Source organism: Streptomyces sp. SID12488 (assembly GCF_010548275.1).
Taxonomy (GTDB): Bacteria; Actinomycetota; Actinomycetes; order Streptomycetales; family Streptomycetaceae; genus Streptomyces.
Genome location: NZ_JAAGLT010000011.1, coordinates 181,972 through 201,823, shown reverse-complemented (window position 1 = coordinate 201,823; position 19,852 = coordinate 181,972). Strand labels below are relative to the sequence as shown.

Here is a 19,852-nt window from a genome sequence, read left to right as displayed (position 1 = left end):
CCTGGGGCTTTGTCGGTGCCGCCGCCTAGCGTCGTGCCATGAGTTACCGCGACGTCGCCTCGAAGCAGGTCCTGATCTGGGCCTGCACCTCCGTCGGTGCCCGGATGCCGGTCGCCATGGCCCCGCTGGCCGTAGTGTTCCTGGTGCGCGAACGACCGGGCGGCTATGCCCTGGGCGCCGCGCTCGCCGCCGCGTTCGTGCTCGGCGAGATCGTCGGCGCTCCGGCCATCGGCCTGCGACTGCGTCCCGACCGGGCCCGTCCGCAACTTGCCGCTGCCCTCGTGGCCGGAGCCGCCGGGTTCACGGCACTCGGGGTGTTTCCCACCGCGCATCCCGTGGTCCTCGCGGCGTTCGCGTTCGTGGCCGGCGGCGCTCCGGCCGCGGTCGCGGGCGGACTGCGCGCGATGCTCACCGACCTGGTTCCGGCGCGGGCCGTGGCACAGGCGATGTCCACCGAGTCGATGCTGATGTCGGGCATCTGGGCCGTCTCACCGGTCGCTGTCACCGGCCTGGCGCTGGGCGTGGCACCGCGCCTCCCGCTGCTCCTCGGCGCCGCCCTGATGGCCGCGTCGGTCGCGGGCCTGTGGCTTCTCCCGGCCGGCTGGGAGGCGGACGACGCGCGGGGAGAGGAGAGCGCGCAGAGAGAGCGGAGCGCTCAAGGAGAGGCGAGCGCTCAGGGAATGGCGAGCGGGCCGGGAAAGAAGGGTGCGGGCCATTCGCTGCTCGGGCTCCTGACGGGCGCCTGGCCGGTGTACGTCACCGGCGCCGCCAGCCTCACCCTGCTGGGCCTGGCCGAACTCGTCCTGCCCGCGCTCCTCGAACAGCGCGGCATCGGCGTCGGCTGGTCCGGCCCGATACTGGCGGGCATGGCGGTGGGCGCGGGACTCGGCGCGTTCCTCTACGGCCTCCGGGCCTGGCCGGGACGGCTGCGCACCCGCAGTGTGGTCCTGATCGGCGGGATGTCCGGCTGTGTCGCCGTCGCCGCGCTGACACCGGACAAGGCCGGGATCGCCGCCGCGCTGGCCGTGGGCGGCATGCTCCAGTCGTGCGCTCTGGTCACCCGAAACCTGTCCCTGCGCGATGCGCTTCCGGCGAGCGCCCTGGCCGCGGGTTACTCGGTCATGTACGCGGCTGCCGGTGCGGGTTACGCGGCGGCGGGTTCGCTCGCGGGCGCCCTGCTCCAGGTGACGACACCGTCCACGGCCGTCCTGGCCGGGGTGGCCCTGACGCTGGTGCTGACGGCCGTCGGCTGGTGGGGCGAGACGCGCTCCGGTGACCGGTCGGCGGCACGCGGGGACGGCAGGGTCGTAACCGCCGGTCGTGCCGACGCGGTAGGGCCAGTCGGCTCGGTAGGGCGGCCTGCCGACCCGGCAGGGCCTGCCGACCTGGTGGGGCCTCTCGACTCGGTAGGGCCTACCGACCCGGCAGGGCCTCTCGGCTCAAGTCGCGATCCGGTCGCCGCCCCCTGCCGCTCCGACGCTGCCCGCCCGGAAGGTGCGGCGATACGTGGTGGGGGTGACGCCGAGGGTCGCCTGTAGGTGCTGCCGCATCGACTGGGCCGTGCCGAAGCCCGCGTCGTGGGCCACCTGGTCGACGGAGAGGTCGGTGGACTCCAGGAGGTGCCGGGCCCGTTCCACTCGCTGCTGGGTGAGCCACTGGCCGGGGCTGACACCGACCTCCTCTCGGAACCGGCGTGTGAACGTACGCACCGACATGGACTCCTGCTCGGCCATGTCGCGCAGCTGGAGCGGTTCGTGGAGGCGGCCGAGCGCCCAGGCGCGGGCGGTGGTCGTGCTCGCCAACTGAGGCTCCGGAACCGGGCGTTGGATGTACTGCGCCTGCCCGCCGGCACGGTGGGGCGGTACGACCGTACGGCGGGCCACCTCGTTGGCGACGGCGGTGCCGTGGTCGCGGCGCACCATGTGCAGGCACAGGTCGATCCCGGCCGCGACGCCGGCCGAGGTCAGCACGTCGCCGTCGTCGATGTACAGGACGTCGGCGTCGACCCTGATCTTCGGGAAGAGCCGCTGGAGGTGCTCGGCGTCGGCCCAGTGCGTGGTGGCCGGGCGCCCGTCGAGGTGGCCGGCTGCGGCGAGCACGTACACGCCGGTGCAGATGGAGGCGAGCCGGGTGCCGGGCCGGATGTGGGCGAGGGCGACGGCCAGTTCGTCGGTCAGCACGCCCTCCTCGAAGACCGGGCCGAGTTCGTACGACGCCGGGACGATCACGGTGTCGGCGGTGGCCAGCACCTCCGGGCCGTGGGCGACCTGGATGGCGAAGTCGGCGTCGGTCTCGACCGGTCCCGGGGGGCGGATCGAGCAGGTCACGACCTCGTACAGGTGTCGGCGCAGGGCGTCCCTGGGGCGGCCGAAGATGCGGTGCGGGATGCCCAGCTCGAAGGGCAGCACGCCGTCCAGGGCGAGGACGACGACACGGTGGGGGCGGAAGTCAGGGTCGGCCTTGGTGTCTCTCTGAGTGCATTTCGGGGCCAGAGGCATGGCCCGATCCTAGCGAATGCTGTCCTTCCGGCCACTCGTTCGGAGAGTTGGCAGGTCGGAAGCTTGACAGCGTGACGACGACCTCCAGACAGACGCCCGATGCGCCCGATGCCGCCGCCGCTGCGACCGAGACCGCTGATACCTCCGGTCGCCTCCGGAAGCCCGGCCGGACCCCGCGCCTCCCCATCCATATCCACCGTGCCTGGTTCGTCGCCGCCGTCGCGTTCGTGACGATCATCGGCGCCGCCGCCTTCCGGTCCCTGCCAGGGCTGCTCATCGATCCGCTCCACGACGAATTCGACTGGTCACGGGGCACGATCGGGGCCGCCGTCTCCATCAACCTCGCGCTGTACGGGCTGACGGCGCCCTTCGCCGCCGCGCTGATGGACCGCTTCGGCATCCGGCGGGTCGTCGCGGTCGCCCTCGCGGTCATCGCGCTCGGCTCCGGTCTGACCGTGTGGATGACGGCCGCCTGGCAACTGATGCTGTGCTGGGGCCTGTTGGTCGGCCTGGGCACCGGCTCGATGGCGCTCGCCTTCGCGGCGACGGTCACCAACCGCTGGTTCACCGAGCGCCGGGGCCTGGTGACGGGCATCCTGACCGCGGCCTCGGCCTCCGGCCAACTGATCTTCCTGCCCCTGCTGTCATGGATCATCGAGACGTACGACTGGCGCCCGGCGGCGGTGACGGTATCCCTGGCCGCCCTGACGGTCATCCCCTTCGTCTGGCTGCTGCTGCGCGACCACCCGGCGGACGTAGGCCTGAAGCCTTACGGGGCGCAGGAGTTCGTACCGAAACCGCCCCCAGTGCAGGGCGCCGCACGACGGACGGTCAAGGTGCTGCTGTCGGCGGTCCGCACCGGCCCGTTCTGGCTCCTCGCCGGCACCTTCGCGATCTGCGGGGCCTCCACCAACGGCCTGATCCAGACCCACTTCGTGCCCGCCGCCCATGACCACGGCATGCCCATCACGGCCGCCGCCTCACTGCTCGCGGTCGTCGGCGTCTTCGACGTGGTCGGCACGATCGCCTCCGGCTGGTTCACCGACCGCTACGACCCGCGCCGCCTCCTCGCGGTGTACTACGCGCTGCGCGGCGTCTCGCTCCTGTTCCTCCCGATGCTGATGGCGCCGTCCGTCCACCCCCCGATGATCTTCTTCATCGTCTTCTACGGCCTCGACTGGGTCGCCACGGTCCCGCCCACCATCGCCCTGTGCCGCGAGCACTACGGCGACGACAGCGCGATCGTCTTCGGCTGGGTCCTCGCCTCCCACCAGGTCGGCGCGGCTCTCGTCGCCTTCCTGGGCGGCCTGGCCCGGGACGTCTTCGGCTCGTACGACGTGGTCTGGTACGCGTCGGGCGCGCTGTGCGCGGCTGCGGCGCTGATGGCGCTGGTGATACGGCGGCGCGGGCCGGCTCGGGTGGTGGGAGCGCCGGCCTGAGGGATTCCGGCGTGGTCAGCACGCATCCGCCGCGGACGAAAGGCGTAGCGCACTGAGACGCGCGGGGCCACGCTTGGCATGTGAAGACGATCTCTCAGCGTGAGCTCCGCGACAACTCCGCCGCCGTCATCGATGATGTCGCGGCCGGTGAGACGTACCGCGTCACACGCAACGGCATAGAGGTCGCCGAACTGCGTCCGCTGACGGGTCGGTGCAGGCCGAGCGCCGAGCAGTTGGTCGCCCGACATCTCATGCTTCCGCGTGTGGACTACGCACAGATGCGTGCGGAGGCGGACGAGGTGTTCGAGGGCGAGGAGCGGGTCGACACTGGGTGTTCATGACGGAATGCTTCCAAGCGCCCTGATCGACAGCGACCGGGTTTTCATACGGACCGGACCGGCGCCTGGCCGTGCCGTGTCAACCCAGGCTCAAAGTCCGCGCCGCCCCCTTGTACGGCACGTGCCGCCGACGTCAGGCCGTTGTGGAGGCCGGAGGTTGTCCGGGGGCGTCCTGGTCGCCCCCGGGTCGGGTGAACCGCCCACGGTGGAACAGCAGCGGAGTGCCTTCGCTCTCGCCCGTCCCCAGCGCCTCCACCCGGCCTACGACGATCAAGTGGTCGCCGCCCGTGTGCACCGCGTGGATCGTGCAGTCGACCCAGGCGGCGGCGCCCGTGAGGCGTGGGGAGCCGGAGACCGGGGACGCGTCGTAGTCGACCCCCGCGAACTTGTCCGTGCCGCTCCTCGCGAACCCCCGGCACAACTCGTCCTGGTCGGCGCCCAGTACGTTGACGCAGAAGACGCCGGCGCGCGCGATGAGCGGCCATGTCCTCGACGTACGGCCGACCATGAAGACGACGAGGGGCGGTTCGAGGGAGAGGGCGGCGAAGGACTGGCAGGCGAAGCCGGCGGGGGCGCTCTCGCCTTCGGCGGCAGGTGCCGTGATGACGGTGACGCCGGTCGCGAAGTTGCCCAGTACGCGCCGGAATTCGGCCGGGGCGACCGGTGCCCGCTCGTCCTCACCGACCGCCCGTAAGTCCGGCCGGGGCAGCGCCTCGACGGGGCTCGCGACCGTGGACGCCACTGTCGGTGACCCGGCCGACCTGAGATACCGGACGGCAGCCGCCGCCATTCCCGCTTGTCCCAACATGCGTTCCATTGGAACTGACGGAGCGTCAGAAGTGAAGCCCCGCAAGGCAGTCAGCTCCCGTTGTAGTGCGGGCTGCGACGCTCCATGAAGCTCGCGACGCCTTCCTGCGCGTCCGCCGTCGTCATGTTGATCTCCTGGGCGGCGGCCTCGGCGGCGAAGGCGGTCGCGCGGTCGGAGTCGAGGGAGGCGTTGACGAGCTGCTTCGTGAGGGCGAGGGCGCGGGTCGGACCGGTGGCCAGGCGCTCCGCCCATTCGCGGGCCGTCTTGTGGAGGTCCTCGGCCGGTACGACCCGGTTGACCAGGCCCAGACGCTCGGCGTCCGGGGCCGTCAGCGCGTCGCCGAAGAACATCAGCTCCTTCGCGCGCTGCGGGCCGATCAGACGGGGGAGCAGGTATGCCCCGCCGCCGTCCGGGACCAGCCCGCGCCGCACGAACACCTCGATGAAACGGGCCTGTTCGGCGGCCAGGACCAGATCGCAGGCGAGGGCCAGGTGGGCACCGAGGCCGGCCGCCGTACCGTTCACCGCCGCGATGACCGGCTTCTCGCAGTCGAGGATCGATGAGATCAGGCGCTGGGCGCCCAGGCGGATGACTCGGGCCACATCACCGGCGATCCGCTCCCCGGCGGCCTGTCCGCCTCCCCGCAGGTCCGCGCCCGTGCAGAAGCCGCGGCCCGTGCCGGTGAGGACGACGGCTCGTACGGTGGGGTCGGCGGAGGCGTCCGAGAAGAGCTGGATGAGGCGTTCTCGCTGTTCAGGGGTGATGGCGTTGAGGGATTCGGGCCGGTTGAGGGTGATCCACGAGACCTGATTGTCAGTGGCGTGCAGTACCAATGACTCAATCGACTCAACGGATTTTTCGGGCGTATCGGGTTCTTCGGGGGAGGAAATCATGGGGGTGCCGCTCCGTCTCTTGTGGTGGCTAGGGCAATGGCTGGTCGGTGTCCCGGCCCGGACCCGGGCCGCACACCGCCAGCGCGTCCAGCGCCACCGCTCCCTGCCCCCTGGGCAGCACCATCAGCGGGTTGATGTCGAGCTCCGCCAGCTCGTCCCCGAGTTCCAGCGCCATGCGCTGCACCCGCATGACGACCTCGACGAGCGCGTCCAGGTCGGCCGGGGGGCGCCCCCGGACCCCGTCCAGCAGGGCGCGCCCGCGCAACTCGGTCAGCATGTCCCGTGCCTGGACCTCACCGAAGGGCGGCACGCGTACGGCGGTGTCCTGGAGCACCTCCACGAGCACGCCGCCGAGCCCCACCGTCACCGTCGGGCCGAACAGGTCGTCGTGCGTGACGCCGACGACCATCTCGACGCCCCGCTCGACCATCTGGCACACGAGTACGCCGTCCAGGTCCACGCCCTCGTAGCGCGCGATGTCGGTCAGCTCGCGATAGGCGTCCCGGACCTGGCTGGCCGAGGTCAGCCCGATCTTCACCAGCCCGAGTTCCGTCTTGTGCGCGATCTCGCCGCCCGACGCCTTCATCACCACCGGGTAGCCCACCAGCCCCGCCGCCCGGACGGCCGCCGCCGCGCTGGTCACCAACTGCTCGCGCGGCACCCGGATTCCGTACGCGCGCAGCAGCAGCTTGGCGGCGTGCTCGCTCAGCGCCTGGCCCGGCCGCATCAGCGCCCGCGCCTTGCGGAAACTGGGCGACGGGGTGCGCGGTGCCTCGTCGAAGGGGGAGCGGTAGGAGGCGGTGAACCGGGCGTGGTCGAGGTGGGCGCGGACAGCTGTCACGCAGTTCGCGAAGGTGCGGAAGGTGGCCACGCGGGAGGAGCCGAGCAAGGTGTCGCGGTACGCCGCCTCCGTGCCGACCGGCGAGCCCCAGATCACGCACACCAGCTTGTCCGTCTGCTCGGCCGCGTCCACGAGATCCTGCGCGAGCTTGTCGCTCATCGGGGGGAAGGGGCCGGTGATGGGGCAGACCAGGACGCCCACCGCCGGGTCGGCGAGGATCGCGTCGATGATCTTCCGGCCGCGCCAGTCGCCGACCGGATGCCCGCCGCTGTCGATCGGGTTGGCCACGTTCAGGTAGTCGGGTATCCACTGGTGCAGCTCGGTCTGCTTGTCGGAGGACAGCTGCGGCAGGTTCAGTCCGGCCTCGGTCGCCAGGTCCGCGAAGTGCGCGCCCGTGCCGCCCGAGATCGAATAGACGGCGACCCCGTCGGCGAGCGGACGGCGGGCGCGGGCCAACAGGGCCGAGGTGTCCTGGAGTTGGTCGAGTCCGTCGACGCGGATCACTCCGTACTGCCGCATCGCCGCGTCCACCACCTTGTCGGCGCCGGTCAGTTTGCCGGTGTGGGAGGCGGCGGTGCGGGCGCCGGTCTCGGTGCGGCCCACCTTGACCGCGACGACGGGTACTCCGCGCCGGGCGGCCCGGTCGGCGGCGAGGAGAAAGGAGCGGCCGTCCTTCAGACCCTCGACGTAGCAGGCGATGGCGCCCACCTCGGGCCGTTCGGAGAAGTACGAGATGAAGTCGGCGGTCTCCAGATCGGCTTCGTTGCCGGTGGGGGCCCAGTGGGAGAGGCGGATGCCGAGTTCCTGGAGGGCGAAGACGGGACGGCCCTGGTGGCCGGACTGGGTGATCAGGGCGATCGCCGGGCCGTCGAGGTCCTCGCGGAAGTTCTCGAAGGCGTTGAGGTTGGTGTTCGGGCCGAGCAGCCGCAGGCCCGAGCGTCGGACCGCGGCGGACAGGCGGGCCTGTGCCTCCGCGCCCGCCTCGCCCGTCTCCGCGAACCCGGAGGCGAAGGCGACGGCGAACTTCACCTTGGCCTCGGCGAGTTGCTCGACCACGGGAAGGGGGTCGGCGACCAGGAGTACGGCGAGATCGATCTGCTCGGGCAGGTCCGCGACGGAGGGGAAGCAGGGTATGCCGAAGACGGACTCGCGGGTCGGGTGCACCGGGTGCAGCCGGGCACCGACCCGCTCGGCCCACGCCAGCAACTGCCGGGTGATACCGGTGTTCGGCCGCCCCTCGGCGTCCGAGGCACCGATCACCGCCAGGGACTCGGGCCGGAAGAAGCGGTCGAGATCGGGCACGCCGGAGTACAGCGGCCGGCCGCTGACGTCGAGGTCGTCGACATCGGCGGGCCTGCCGTGCACGACAGGCGAGGGCTGCTCACCGCAGGCGATGACCCGGGCCCGGCGGGAGTCGGTGGTGAGGGTGCCGTGGGTTGATCCAAGCATCGGTCCGCCCGCTCCTGTGTGACAGCCAATTAACTGACGCAGTGTCAGGTTACTGAACTGACACTCCGTCAGGAACTGCTGTGCACGCAGAACCTGTGGTTGGCCGTTCCGGTGCCGGGCCTCTTTTCCTCTTCTGCGGTGGGGAGTTCGGGAAAGCTCGCTGACGGCGATCACTCAGGAGGTGAGGTCTGGCATCGTCTGTGCGGGTGGTCTTACGGATGCTCGTACGGGTGGTCGTGCGGGTGCCCGTGTCACCGCCTGTGCCGTGCGACCGCCTTCGCGATGCGCACCGCGTCGATCGCCATTTCTCGGAACATTCCGCTGATGGGGTTGGTGTAGCCGGTGAAGTAGAGGCCTGGCGCGTTCTTCGGGGTGCGGGGCCCGTGGACGACCGGCTTGCCGCGTGCGTCGAGTACGTCGAGGTGGCCGACGAGGCCTTCCAGGCCCCGGAGGTATCCGGTGGCGGCGATGACGGCGTCCGGTTCGAGGTGCTCGCCGTCGGCGAGGACGACCTTCCCGTCCTCGAACCCCTCGACGGCGGCCACGATCTCGACGCGCCCCTTCCGTACGGCGTCGATGAGGCCGACGTCCTGGACGGGGATCGAGCCGGCGGTCACGCGCGAGTACAGCCCGGTGTCGGGGCGGGGCAGCCCGTGGGCCGACAGGTCGGGCACGCTCAGCTTGGCCATCGGCCCGGCGAGCCGGTCGACGAGGCGCACCGGCAGCCGTCGTACGACGATGCCGGTGAACTGGGCCGCCCAGCCGGCCGTGGACCGCCGCACGATGTGCGGGGCGGTACGCACCGACAGCCGTACCCGTGAGGCCCCGCCCTCCACCAGGTCGACGGCGATCTCGGCGCCGGTGTTGCCGATCCCGACGACGAGGACGTCGCGGCCGGCGTAGGGCTCGGCGTTGCGGTACTGGCCCGCGTGCAGCAGCTCGCCGCGGTAGGCGTCGCGCCCGGGCCAGTCGGGGATCCGGGGTGTGTGGTTGGTGCCGGTGGCGACGACGACCGCGCTGCCGGTCAGTTCGCGCCCGCCGGTGGCGTGCAGCAGCCAGCCGGTGCCGTCGGCGGTCCGCTCGACCCGGGACACCTCGACGCCGGTGACGACCTCCAGCTCATGGAACTCGGCGTACTTCTCGAGGTACCGGACCACGTCGTCCCGCGCCACCCACCGCCCGAACGAGCGCGGCATCGCCAGCCCCGGCAGCGAGGACAGCCGCCGGGTGGTGTGCAGATGCAGCCGGTCGTAGTGGCGCCGCCAGGACGACCCGACCTGATCGCCCCGCTCCAGCACGACAGCCCGCACACCCTGGGCCCGCAACGCGTACGCGACGGCGAGACCGCCTGGTCCACCGCCGATGACGTACACGGGGGCGGTCGAAGACGGTGACGATGTCGGTGAGTCGGCCATGTGCCTGAGCGTATGCACCTGGTCACTTGTTAGGTCTCGGTCAAGCCCGGAATCGGTTGCGGATTGATCACGGCGGTGGGGAAGGCGGGCGGGTCCTGTGGCGCGGGAGGCCTGGTTGTGGGGGGCTCGGTGAGGCCATACTGAACTGACGTACCGTCAGATACGGACAGTCCTCAGGGGGCCATGGGTATGAGCGTGGGCACGGACAGGGGCACGGGCAGCGGCCGGTTCGACATCCCCGAGGTCGACGCCTTCACGCGGGCCTACTGGGACGCGGCGGCCGAGGGGCGGCTGCTCGTGCGGCGGTGCGGGGCGTGCGGGCGGGCTCATCACTATCCCCGGGAGTTCTGCCCGCACTGCTGGAGCGAGGACGTGGTGTGGGAGGCCGCGAGCGGACTGGCCACCCTCTACACCTGGTCCGTCGTGCACCGTAACGACCTACCGCCCTTCGGGGAGCGCACCCCGTACGTGGCCGCTGTCGTCGACCTCGACGAGGGGCCCCGGATGATGACGGAGGTGGTGGACGCTACGGAAAGTGTGGACGGTGTGGAAGGCGGGCTGCGGGTCGGGATGGGGCTGGAGGTGGCTTTTCGGGAGGGTGTGCCCGTATTCCGTCCCAGGGGTGGGGTCGTACAGCCGTACGGGCTTCAATAGGGTGATGGCCCATATCCATGACCGGTCCCACGCCCACCCCGTCCCCGAGTTTCCCGAGCTGCTCGGTCGAGGACTCCGGTTGAGGCAGTGGCGCGCGGACTCCGACATCGACGTCGACGCGTGGCTGCGCGGGCTGACCGACCCGGACTTCCAGCGCTGGAACACCCCGATGAAGCCGGTCACCGACCTCGACAGCGCCCGCGACTCCCTCGGCGCCCGTTCCGGGACCGCGGCGGACGGCACCCGGGTGTCCTTCTGCGTCACGGACGTCGTCACCGGCGCGATACTCGGCCACCTGGGCTTCAACGACATCGACCCCTTCATGCGCGGCGCCCACATCGGCTATTGGGTCCTCCCCGAGGCCCGCGGCAGGCGCGTCGCCACCCGCGCCCTCGCCCTCGGCACGCGCTGGGCCTTCGACGTCCTCGGCCTGAACCGTCTGCAGCTCGGCCACGCCATCGGCCACGACGCCTCCTGCCACGTCGCCGAACGCTGCGGTTTCCGGTACGAGGGGACCCTGCGGGGCGCGATGTTCGAGGAGCAGCGCCAGGACGTCTTCCGGGACGTGCACCTGCACGGCCGGATCGCCCAGGACCCGGAGCCGGAGTTCGATCAGGAGCCGACCACGCCTACGGCCACAGCAACTCCCTGAGCCAACCCGCAGGCGAACTCCCATCCGTACGGCGGTACTTGAGTCGTACGTGGCGGCGCTGGGCGTCTCCCTGGAAGAACTCGGCCTCGTCCGGGCGCAGCCGGTACAGGGTCCAGGTCGGGGCGGGGGCGTCCGGTTCGCGCTGCGCCCGTTCCCAGGCATCCTGCGAGACGCGCTCCAACTCGGCCACCGAGCCCAGTACCTCACTCTGGCGGCCAGTCAGCGCGGCGGCCAGTGCTCCCGTCGAGCGGGCGTGCAGGTCGGCCTGTGCCTCGGGGGAGGGGGCGGACTCCACGGGGCCCCGCAGCCGGATCTGGCGGCCCAGTGCAGGCCAGTAGAAGTGGAGTGCCGCGTACGGTCGCGCCGCCAGTTGCCGGCCCTTGCCGCTCCCGGAGTGCGAGGCGAAGGACCAGCCGTCGGTGTCCGCGCCGTGCAGCATCACGGTGCGTACGTCGGGCAGGCCGTCCGCGTCCGACGTCGCCAGGGACATGGTGTGCGGCTCGGGCTGCCCGGCGGCCACCGCCTCCGCGAACCAGGCGGTGAAGAGGGGGAGCGGATCGGGCGGTGCCGTGTCCGGGTCGAAGGCGGGGAGGGTCGTGACCTCGGGGGACCACACCCGCAGGGTCCTGAGCAGGTCATGAAGATCCGGTTCCGGTTCCATGGGACGAAGTATCGCCGGTACGAGGGTCACTCAGGGCCCTGGCAGCCGTGCGCGAGCTGCGCCATCAGCAGCCCGTGAAGCAACTCCGCGTCCACGAACTCCCCCACCTCCGGCGCCCCGCAACGCCAGCTCAGGGGGTACGTGTTGCCCTCGGCCGCCGGTACCCCGACGTACTCGGCCTGCGCCGCCGACCTCGCGAACCTCCGCGCCCCCGGTGGCCATTCGTACTCCGCGCTCTCCCCGGGCGCGAGCAGGAAGTACGTCCACCTCCCACCTCCCACCTCGCGTACGACGGGGCCGGGCCGTCCGTCGGTCAGGGTCAGGAGGTGGTGCACCGTTGCCTCGCCGCGTACCCCGTCCACGCGGACGGCGTCGAACTGGACCCCGGCGAGACGTAGTTGAAGGCCGGACTTGGGGACCCAATTCGGGGGGAGTTTGCTCGTCATAACCACAAGGGTTGCGCTGAATACGTAGCGTGACCAGCAGGACGCGGTGCACTTCAGTGGTTGTGGGGAGGACGGTGGTCGTTGTGGGATCGAACGGTGAGGTGTCGAAGGAGCGGAAGCTTGTGGGGGAGCTGCTGCGGATCTCACGGGGCCGCCTGGAACTGACCCAGAAGCAGGCGGCGGATGTGCTGCTGGTCGCGGAGTCGACGTACGGGTCGTACGAGCGGTGTGAGCGGATTCCGCCGATCGACTTCCTGCGGGACGCGGACCGGGGGCTCGACGCGCGGGGCGCGATCATCGCCTGCATCGAGATGATGGAGGAGGAGAAGTATCCGCCTGAGTTCGTGAGCTGGGTGCGGATGGAGCGGAAGGCTCTCATGATCAGCGCCTACGAGAACATGCTGATTCCGGGACTGCTCCAGACCCAGGCATATGCGCAGGCGTTGCACGAAGGGCGTCGACCGGCGTACACCGAGGGGGAGGTCGAGCGGCTTGTCACGGCTCGACTGGAACGGCAGCCAGTGCTGAGGCGTACTCCGTCGCCGATCGTGGGTTACGTGATCGAGGAGTCGGTGCTGGAGCGGAATCTGGGAGGCGAGGAGGCGTTGCGGGAACAGCTGATGCACATCCTGGAGTGCATCCGGGCGATGCGTCAGCACCTCACCGTTCAGGTGATGCCGACCAAGCGGCACACACACCCCGGGACGAACGGGTCGTTGCAGCTGATGTGTGACGAGGAGGGGCGAAATCTCGTGTACGTGGAGGCGTACGGCGGCAGTAGGTTGATCCACAAGCCGGAGGAGACGAACGCACTGTTTGATCTTTTCGGCATCCTGCGGGCCCAGGCCCTCACCCCCTGGGAGTCCGAGGAGCTCATCGAGCGGAAGGCGGGAGACTTGTGAACACGACCGAACTTGCCTGGTTCAAATCCAGCTACAGCAACGCCGAGGGCGAGGCCTGCCTCGAAGTCGCCTACACCTGGCGGAAGTCGAGCTACAGCAACAACGAGGGCGGAGCGTGCGTCGAAATAGCCGCCTGCCCTCACACCATCCACATCCGCGACTCCAAGAACCTGAGCCTCGACGCCGACGCGCCCACCCTCGCCGTCGCGCCCGTCACCTGGACGACATTCCTCCGTACCGTCGGCTGACGTACGCGTCCGTCGGGCCACTCCGTGGGGGTGAAGGCTGCTGGAAGAGGGCTACCGCACCATCCGGTGTCCGCGCGCCCTGCCGGGACCAGCACCGTGCCCGACCGCATGTCGAGACGAGTGGCTCCGGCACGCCCGCATCGGCTGGATGGCTGACGCCAGGGGGCTCGCCGGCGCGTAAGCCATGAAGCGAGGGAGTCCGAGGACGGGTGGTGACGCCTGATCCGGACTCCCTCGCCACCGCGCCATCGGTGACCGCCCCACCGGGTTCCCGGACAGGTGGCGGGCCCAGTCCCCCGGTCGGCTCGCAGGCCGGCCGAGGCAGGTGAGGACGCCCGGATCGGCGACCCTGATCCCGCGGACGCCCGGCTTTCTCACGACCGAGTGTCAATTCCGTCTGTCAGGCAGCTGTGATTCGACTGAGAGCCCACTGATACGGACGGCCGGTTTCCTGTCGGCATCGGGGCGAAACGGCCCCGGGCCACACTCGAACGAGCCAGGGAGCACATGATGTCCACCGCCCTTGACTAGACCTCCGCGTCTGACGCGGAACGCCGCAGGAAGCCCCCGATCCGCGGTCGCCGCCGGATACTGACCGTCGCGAGCGTGCTGCTCGCCCTGCTGGGAGGTACGGCTGCCGAGGCCGGCGGCGCGTTCGCCCAGTCGCCCCCCGGTGCCTGCACCCAGAAGTACAACAACCCCCCTCAGGGGGTGAGCGCCGACGAACACGAAGCCCCGGCCTAGCCCCTGAGATCCTTGCTGGGTCGCCACACCACCACCGTGCTTCACGGGACCGCCCCTATCTGGTCGCCCGCAGTGGCCGCCGGGGCGGCCAGCGTCATCGGCCCTACCCATCCCAGGACGGCCGCCTACCCATTCAGTGCGTCCCCCATTGTTTCGGTCTGCCCTTCACCTGCATTTTCGATGTCATCCACACAGGTGGAAGGCACGGTAACGCGTGAGGACGCTCTCGCACTCCAACCGGTGCGTGCAGTGGCACGGCCGCAACCACTCCCCGACACGGAGAGCTCATGTTCAATCGAGCAGAAACGTTTCTGCCCATGTGGCGGATGCGCTACCGGATATCAGCACTCGCGGCGCTCCTCGCCGCCGTCGCGATCATCCTGACCCAGGCCGTCGTCTTGACCAGCCCGGCGAGCGCGGCAGGGTTCTGGGACTGCCCGCGAGGCTTCGGCAACTCCTCCTCGTGTTCCAACATTTCCAACAACGACACTGTCAGCGAACGGCAGTTGCCGTCCGAGGTGTACCGCGGGGACTCGCGGTCGCCGTACGAGATCTTTAACAACGGCTTCACGGCGATCGGCAGCGACTACGACATCCGGCGCCACGTGCAAGGCGGCAACAACGCCCGCAGCGGCTACATCTCCACGAGCGCGGCGCTGTCGGAGTCGGAAGTCTTCGCCCGTAGCCAGGGTGGCCGCAATCTCGACTCGATGGCGGCGCAGCCCAATTGCCGGACCGGCCGCCCGGTTGCGCAGTGGACTCCCTTTCCGGGGATGGGTTGGACCCTGACCGGTCAGTGCGCCAACAGATGGGTGGAGGCGGACAGTTACGTGTACGTCATCGATTCCCACATGGCGCGAAACGCCCTGTACATCCCCGACCAGGTGCGCGGAGACGCCACGCTGGGGCGCTACGCGAGCCAGCAGGAGTGGGCGTACATCCACCACATCCCGAACACTGCGGTCATCGGCGTGCGCGTGTACCGCATGAGGGCGCGAGTTGACAACGGTGGCAGGATCGACTTCAGGTCTCAGACGTTCAGGTACGACCGCTTCATGGGCAATCCCGCCCATGGCCAGGCGCGGGTCACCTATGACCCGGCCGCCGACCCGGGCGCCCACTTCGACTGGCGCACCTACCTCAACGTGCCCGCGCCCGCGGCGAACCCGTATACCCGCGGCTGCAGTGCAATCAACCGGTGCAGGGACGGCAATGGCTGAAACCGGTTCGACTCTCGACACAACCGGCCACGCGGACGCCGCCGTGATCGCCCGCTCCTCGGACCCAAGGAAGACCATGTTGAACGACGCGTCGACAGCGCTGCACCGCACGCGCTCCGCGCTGCGGGAGCGGCCGGGCTCCGCCCTGCTCGCCCTCCTGTCAGTTCTGCTGGCGGGCGGGTCGCTGCTGCCGGCCGCGCCCGCACACGCCGACACCACCACCACGACCGCCACCAGCGCCGACTGGGAGGAGGTTCAGGAACTCGCAGGCTACAACGGCGCCCTGACCGCGTTCGTGGACGCGAATAGCGCCCCGATGATCATCTTCCCGTCCGACTACACCGGTGACATCCACGACCTGAAACACCCGAGCGACTGGACCGATTCCACCGGCGCCACGCCGACCAGTTGGCCCACCCCCACGACCGCCAAAAGCGCCGTGTTCACGCAGGACCAGCTCAACAGCGTGCAGAACGCGGTCGCCAACGCCATCCAGCCCAACGGCGACACCAAGTACTCCCTGGCCGTCACCTACGACGGCACGAGTGACCGGGTGATCACGCAGACCAACGCCCCCTCGCCCATCACCGACCCGCTGGCCGCCCAGTACCCCAACCAGGTCGTCATCCAGGGCCCGCCCGCAAACACCACCCCGCCCGCCACGTGCGTGCCGCAGACCTCGCTCACGTCCAACCCCGGCAACACCGGCGGCGCGACCGCGGCGAGCGAGCAGTTGCAGGCCCTGGCCGACTACAACTGCGCCCTGTCCGCCTTCCAGGACCCGAAGAACGGCCCGGCGATGGTCTTCCCGTCCGACTACGCCGGTGACATCGACAACCTGCAGATCCCGCAACACTGGACCGACTCCAACGGCAACACCCCGACCAGTTGGCCCACCCCGACCACTGCCCGCAGCGTCAAGTTCACCGCCGCGCAGGTCCAGGAGATCATCGCCGCCGCCATCGCGCAGATCGAGCCGGTCGGCTCGACGATCTACTACGCCGCCGCCCACTATGACGGGATGAGCGACCGGATCGTGGTGAACACCGACGCCCCCTCCTCGGTCACCGACCCCCTGGTGGCCGCCTACCCCGACCAGGTCACCATCGCCAGCCAGAAGGCCCCGGCGATGCAGATCGTCAACAAGAAAAGCAACCTCGACCTGGGGATCGACGGCGCCTCCACCGCGTACAGCGCTGGGGTCAAGCAGCAGACCGCGGACGGCACCGCCAACCAGCAGTGGCGGCTGATCTCCGCCGGCAACGGCCAGTACAAGCTCAAGAACGTCAACAGCGGCCTGCTGCTCGGCATCGCCGGCGGCGTCGGCAACCCGGGCGCCCCCGCCGTGCAATGGGGCGACGACGGCCACGACGATCACCTGTGGCAGGTGGTCGACGCCGGCCACGGCTACGTCAAGCTGGTCAACGTGCGCAGCGGGCTCGCGTTGGACGTCGACGGAGGCTCGACCGACCCCGGAGCGAGCGCGCTCCAGAACACCGACAACGGGGCCGACGACGAGCTCTGGCAGCTGACTCCGATCAGCTGACGAGTGGCGGTCGCCGCCGCGGGCACTGCCCGGGCGGACGGTGAACCGGCCCGGGTTGCGCGCGCCTGTCGTGCGCAACCCGGGCCGGTTCATGTGTCGCCCAGCCCGGCGGTGGAAGCGGCGAGAAGGGGCCGGCCCTGCTGCTCCTGCTCGACGACGACCCGGGGCAACTGGCCGACCTGGGACGGCGACTGGCCTCCGTCGGAAGGGTGACGGGTCTCCCGGGCTCAGCCGCGTAGCTTGTAGCCGAAGCCGCGGACCGTCTCGATCCGCTCTCGGCCGATCTTGGTGCGCAGGCGCATCACCTGCACGTCCACCACGTGGGTGTCGCCCGCCCAGGCGCTGTCCCAGACCCGCTCCAGCAGGACTTCCCGGGTGAGCACCGTGCCGGGAGAGGCGACGAACTCGCGCCACAGCTTCAGCTCGGTCGTGGTCAGGTGCAGGCGTTCCCCGCCCCGGTACACCTCCAGTGACGTGGTGCAGTAGACCACGTCGCCGAATCTGAACGTGCCGGGCCGCCGGTCGTCGGCGGCCCGCACCTGGTGGCCGGGTTCCACAGGGACGGGCGGGGTGCTCTCCCCGGGCTCGGTGCCACCGTCGGATTCGGCGGTCAGGGCGAAGTCGACCGCCCGGCCGGGGGTGTCGTGCGCACTGCCTTCGGCGAAGGCCTTCGTGTACGCCGCCTCGCCCAGCGCGTCGATGACGGCCCGTTCGCACCGCGCGTGCTGCTCGGCCATCTGCGGCCCGAACGCGGAGAGCGAGCTGCCCGCGTCGCGCCACAGGACGTCCGCCGTACCAAGCAGCCGGGCGGCCCGCTCGTCGGTGCCGCCTTCGGCGGTGGCCCAGGCGAGCAGCCCCAGCATCGTGGCGACCATCGCGTGGTCGTCGAAACCCCGCATGCTCTCCAGCGCGGCCCTGACCAGGGTCTTGGTCCTCTCTCGGTCACCGCGGGCCCATGCGTCGTGGCCCAGGGCCATCAGAGTCAGGGCCCGGCCCCACCGCTCGCCGCTCGCCTCGGAGGCGGCGACGACGCGTTCGCCGGTCTCCGTCGCCCGGGGATCGCCGGCGTACGTCTGGCCGCTGACCAGCGCGAGCCGCCAGGTGGTCGCCTCGTGCTCGTCGCCCAGCGCCGTCGCGGCGGACAAGGCATTCTCGTACCGGCGGATGGCCTCCTCGAGCTGCCCCCGGTAGTGCGCCGAGACGCCGCGCAGTCCGCTCGCCCTGTTCCGCACCCAAGTGTCGCCCGACGACTCGCCCAGCGCGTCGGCCTCGTCCAGCCAGCCGTCGGCCGTCGTCAGGTCGCCTTGCGTCTGCGCCACCCAGGCGGCGCAGAGGAGCGCGCGGGCACGCTCGGGGCTGGGCTCGCGCGAGGCGGCGAACGCCCGCTCGAACTGGCGGCGCCCCTCGCTGAGGAAGCCGCCGGTGGACCAGTGCCAGCTCAGCGAGGCGGCCAGGGCGAACCGGGCCCGCGGATCGCCGTCGTAGTCCAGGGCGGCCAGCAGATTGGCGTGCTCGGCGCGCAGTCGGGCCAACTTCTCGGACTGGCAAGGCCCGTACCAGCTCTGGTCCACGCGGTGAGCGAGGGCGAGGAAGAAGTCTCGGTGGCGGCGGCGCAGTTCGTCCTGCTCGCCGGACTCCCTGAGCCGCTCCCGGCCGTACTCCCGGATGGTGGACAGCAGCCGGTAGCGCGGCAGACCGTCGACTGCGCAGGTCAGGACGACGGACTGGGCGACCAGCCGGTCGAGGAGGTCCAGCACCTCTGCCTCGGCGATGCCCTCCCCGGAGCAGACGCCCTCGGCGGCCTCCAGGCTGAACCCGCCGGCGAAGACTGTCAGGCGGTCCCACAGCAGCCGCTCGGCCGGGGTGCACAGCTCGTGGCTCCAGTCGATCACCCCGCGCATGGTGCGGTGGTGGACCGGGGCCGTCCGGCTGGCGCCGGTGAGCAGCGCGAAGCGGTTCTCCAGCCGTTCTGTGAGCTGCCCGATGGACAGCGTGCGCAGCCGGGACGCGGCCAGCTCGATCGCCAGTGGCAGCCCGTCCAGGTCCGCGCACAGGCGGGAGAGCTCCGGGCGGTCGGCCTCATCGACGCGGAAGTCCGGCCGGACGGTGGTGGCACGGTCCAGCAGGAGCTCCACCGCCTCGGCCTCCGGAAGCGGCGCGAGGGCGAACACCTGCTCGCCACAGACGTCCAGGATGTGACGGCTGGTGGCGAGGATGCGCAGTTCGGGAGCGGCTGCCAGGAGTGTGGTGGCCAGTTCGGCGCAGGCGTCGATCAGGTGCTCACAGTTGTCGAGCACCAGCAGGGCTCGCCGTCCGGCCAGGTAGCCGGTGAGACGGTCCAGGACGGGCAGGGCCCCGAGGTCGGGCACCCGCAGCGCGCTGGACGCCCTGGCTATCACCGCTGAGGGGCCGCTCACCGGGGCGAGGTCCACCAGCCAGACCCCGTCCGGGAACGACTCCCGGGCCGCGGCGGACACCTCCAGTGCCAGCCGTGTCTTGCCCACACCGCCCATGCCGGTGAGCGTCAGCAACCGCCGTGTCCGGAGCAGGCGGCGGATCTCGGCGATCTCGTGCCGCCTGCCCACGAAAGCGGTCAAGGCGGTGGGCAGATTCCCGTGCTCAGTGGCGGTCATCTGGTTCTCTCTCTCGAGCGCGGGTCGGCACCGGTCCACACCGAACTGTCCGGGCAGTACGGGAAGAGGTGGCTCAGGGGGGCGCGCCTCGCCTTGCGTCCGGGTCGGTCCGTCGGGCTGTCCCTCGACCGCCGTCACCGGTACCTCCATTGGTCCGGCCGGGGGCATCTTGTGCTGACGGGAGGCACTGAGCACCGAGGAGATCTGCCGCCACTCAGTGGACGTCCCCTCCGGGGCAAATGCACTCGATCTGTGCATTATTGAAGCCGATTTTAGCTTTTCTTGCCCCAGGGCCCGGGAAACTTTGCCCATGTGTGGGGTGCACGCTCAGGCAACATGCGACCTGCTCAGATGGGGTGTGAGCCGCTTCGCAACATCCCGGCGACAGTGGTCACGGGCCCCGGTTCGCGGGAGGTCGCAGAGAACACACGAGAGCATGGCGGGTAAAGGCAACGAAAAACGTCC

At 70.5% G+C, this 19,852-nt stretch carries 18 protein-coding genes; 10 read left to right on the top strand and 8 right to left on the bottom strand.

Going from position 1 to position 19,852, the window contains the following annotated elements:
- Positions 1 to 38: 38 nt before the first annotated feature.
- The gene (locus tag G3I56_RS19490) at positions 39 to 1,538 is read left to right on the top strand and encodes an MFS transporter (RefSeq protein WP_239134979.1); all 1,500 of its coding nucleotides are present in this window, start codon (positions 39 to 41) and stop codon (positions 1,536 to 1,538) included.
- On the opposite strand, the gene G3I56_RS19485 is transcribed toward G3I56_RS19490, so the two are convergent.
- Positions 1,440 to 2,498, bottom strand: a complete 1,059-nt coding sequence (locus tag G3I56_RS19485; protein WP_164410564.1) for a helix-turn-helix domain-containing protein — start codon at positions 2,496 to 2,498, stop codon at positions 1,440 to 1,442. The genes G3I56_RS19490 and G3I56_RS19485 overlap by 99 nt on opposite strands.
- Before the next feature lie 185 nt (positions 2,499 to 2,683).
- On the opposite strand from G3I56_RS19485, the gene G3I56_RS19480 reads away from it, so the two are divergent.
- Positions 2,684 to 3,937, top strand: coding sequence for an MFS transporter (locus tag G3I56_RS19480; protein WP_343240007.1), 1,254 nt, complete (start codon positions 2,684 to 2,686; stop codon positions 3,935 to 3,937).
- Positions 3,938 to 4,017: 80 nt separating this feature from the next.
- The gene (locus G3I56_RS19475) at positions 4,018 to 4,278 is read left to right on the top strand and encodes a type II toxin-antitoxin system Phd/YefM family antitoxin (protein ID WP_164410560.1); all 261 of its coding nucleotides are present in this window, start codon (positions 4,018 to 4,020) and stop codon (positions 4,276 to 4,278) included.
- Between the two features lie 130 nt (positions 4,279 to 4,408).
- On the opposite strand, the gene G3I56_RS19470 is transcribed toward G3I56_RS19475, so the two are convergent.
- From G3I56_RS19470 to G3I56_RS19455, 4 genes are all read right to left on the bottom strand, one after another.
- A complete protein-coding gene (locus G3I56_RS19470; RefSeq protein ID WP_164410558.1) occupies positions 4,409 to 5,083 on the bottom strand; it encodes a flavin reductase family protein in 675 nt (224 codons plus the stop codon).
- Positions 5,084 to 5,133: 50 nt separating this feature from the next.
- Complete coding sequence (locus G3I56_RS19465) at positions 5,134 to 5,976, bottom strand: enoyl-CoA hydratase-related protein (RefSeq protein ID WP_164410556.1); 843 nt, start codon at positions 5,974 to 5,976, stop codon at positions 5,134 to 5,136.
- Between the two features lie 28 nt (positions 5,977 to 6,004).
- Positions 6,005 to 8,266, bottom strand: a complete 2,262-nt coding sequence (locus G3I56_RS19460) for an acetate--CoA ligase family protein (protein WP_164410555.1) — start codon at positions 8,264 to 8,266, stop codon at positions 6,005 to 6,007.
- Between the two features lie 251 nt (positions 8,267 to 8,517).
- Positions 8,518 to 9,681 carry an NAD(P)/FAD-dependent oxidoreductase gene (locus G3I56_RS19455; RefSeq protein WP_164410553.1) on the bottom strand — a complete coding sequence of 388 codons (1,164 nt, stop codon included), beginning with the start codon at positions 9,679 to 9,681 and terminating at the stop codon, positions 8,518 to 8,520.
- 189 nt (positions 9,682 to 9,870) lie between these two features.
- On the opposite strand from G3I56_RS19455, the gene G3I56_RS19450 reads away from it, so the two are divergent.
- Together G3I56_RS19450 and G3I56_RS19445 are read left to right on the top strand one after the other, a co-directional pair.
- Positions 9,871 to 10,335, top strand: a complete 465-nt coding sequence (locus G3I56_RS19450) for a Zn-ribbon domain-containing OB-fold protein (protein WP_203690198.1) — start codon at positions 9,871 to 9,873, stop codon at positions 10,333 to 10,335.
- Between the two features lie 4 nt (positions 10,336 to 10,339).
- On the top strand, positions 10,340 to 10,987 hold the full coding sequence (locus G3I56_RS19445) for a GNAT family protein (RefSeq protein ID WP_164410549.1): 648 nt from the start codon (positions 10,340 to 10,342) through the stop codon (positions 10,985 to 10,987).
- On the opposite strand, the gene G3I56_RS19440 is transcribed toward G3I56_RS19445, so the two are convergent.
- Positions 10,965 to 11,648 (bottom strand): pyridoxal 5'-phosphate synthase, encoded by a 684-nt coding sequence (locus G3I56_RS19440; protein ID WP_164410547.1) that lies wholly within the window; start codon positions 11,646 to 11,648, stop codon positions 10,965 to 10,967. The genes G3I56_RS19445 and G3I56_RS19440 overlap by 23 nt on opposite strands.
- 26 nt (positions 11,649 to 11,674) lie before the next feature.
- Complete coding sequence (locus tag G3I56_RS19435; RefSeq protein ID WP_164410545.1) at positions 11,675 to 12,094, bottom strand: hypothetical protein; 420 nt, start codon at positions 12,092 to 12,094, stop codon at positions 11,675 to 11,677.
- 83 nt (positions 12,095 to 12,177) lie between these two features.
- Here G3I56_RS19435 and G3I56_RS19430 point away from each other — a divergent pair, with 83 nt between their 5' ends.
- The 5 genes from G3I56_RS19430 (at position 12,178) to G3I56_RS19410 (ending at position 16,754) form a co-directional block, all read left to right on the top strand.
- Positions 12,178 to 12,996 (top strand): helix-turn-helix transcriptional regulator, encoded by an 819-nt coding sequence (locus tag G3I56_RS19430; protein ID WP_343240002.1) that lies wholly within the window; start codon positions 12,178 to 12,180, stop codon positions 12,994 to 12,996.
- The gene (locus tag G3I56_RS19425) at positions 12,993 to 13,244 is read left to right on the top strand and encodes a DUF397 domain-containing protein (RefSeq protein ID WP_164410543.1); all 252 of its coding nucleotides are present in this window, start codon (positions 12,993 to 12,995) and stop codon (positions 13,242 to 13,244) included. The genes G3I56_RS19430 and G3I56_RS19425 overlap by 4 nt, the downstream gene beginning before the upstream one ends.
- A gap of 606 nt (positions 13,245 to 13,850) precedes the next feature.
- Positions 13,851 to 13,988: a hypothetical protein gene (locus G3I56_RS19420; protein ID WP_164410541.1), complete on the top strand. Its 138-nt coding sequence runs from the start codon at positions 13,851 to 13,853 to the stop codon at positions 13,986 to 13,988.
- A 317-nt stretch (positions 13,989 to 14,305) separates the two neighbouring features.
- Positions 14,306 to 15,208, top strand: coding sequence for a hypothetical protein (locus tag G3I56_RS19415; protein WP_164410539.1), 903 nt, complete (start codon positions 14,306 to 14,308; stop codon positions 15,206 to 15,208).
- A gap of 76 nt (positions 15,209 to 15,284) precedes the next feature.
- Positions 15,285 to 16,754, top strand: a complete 1,470-nt coding sequence (locus tag G3I56_RS19410; protein WP_164410537.1) for an RICIN domain-containing protein — start codon at positions 15,285 to 15,287, stop codon at positions 16,752 to 16,754.
- A 227-nt stretch (positions 16,755 to 16,981) separates the two neighbouring features.
- Here the strand turns inward: G3I56_RS19410 and G3I56_RS44760 are convergent, their stop codons facing one another.
- Positions 16,982 to 19,387 (bottom strand): winged helix-turn-helix domain-containing protein, encoded by a 2,406-nt coding sequence (locus G3I56_RS44760; RefSeq protein WP_164410535.1) that lies wholly within the window; start codon positions 19,385 to 19,387, stop codon positions 16,982 to 16,984.
- Positions 19,388 to 19,852: the final 465 nt, after the last annotated feature.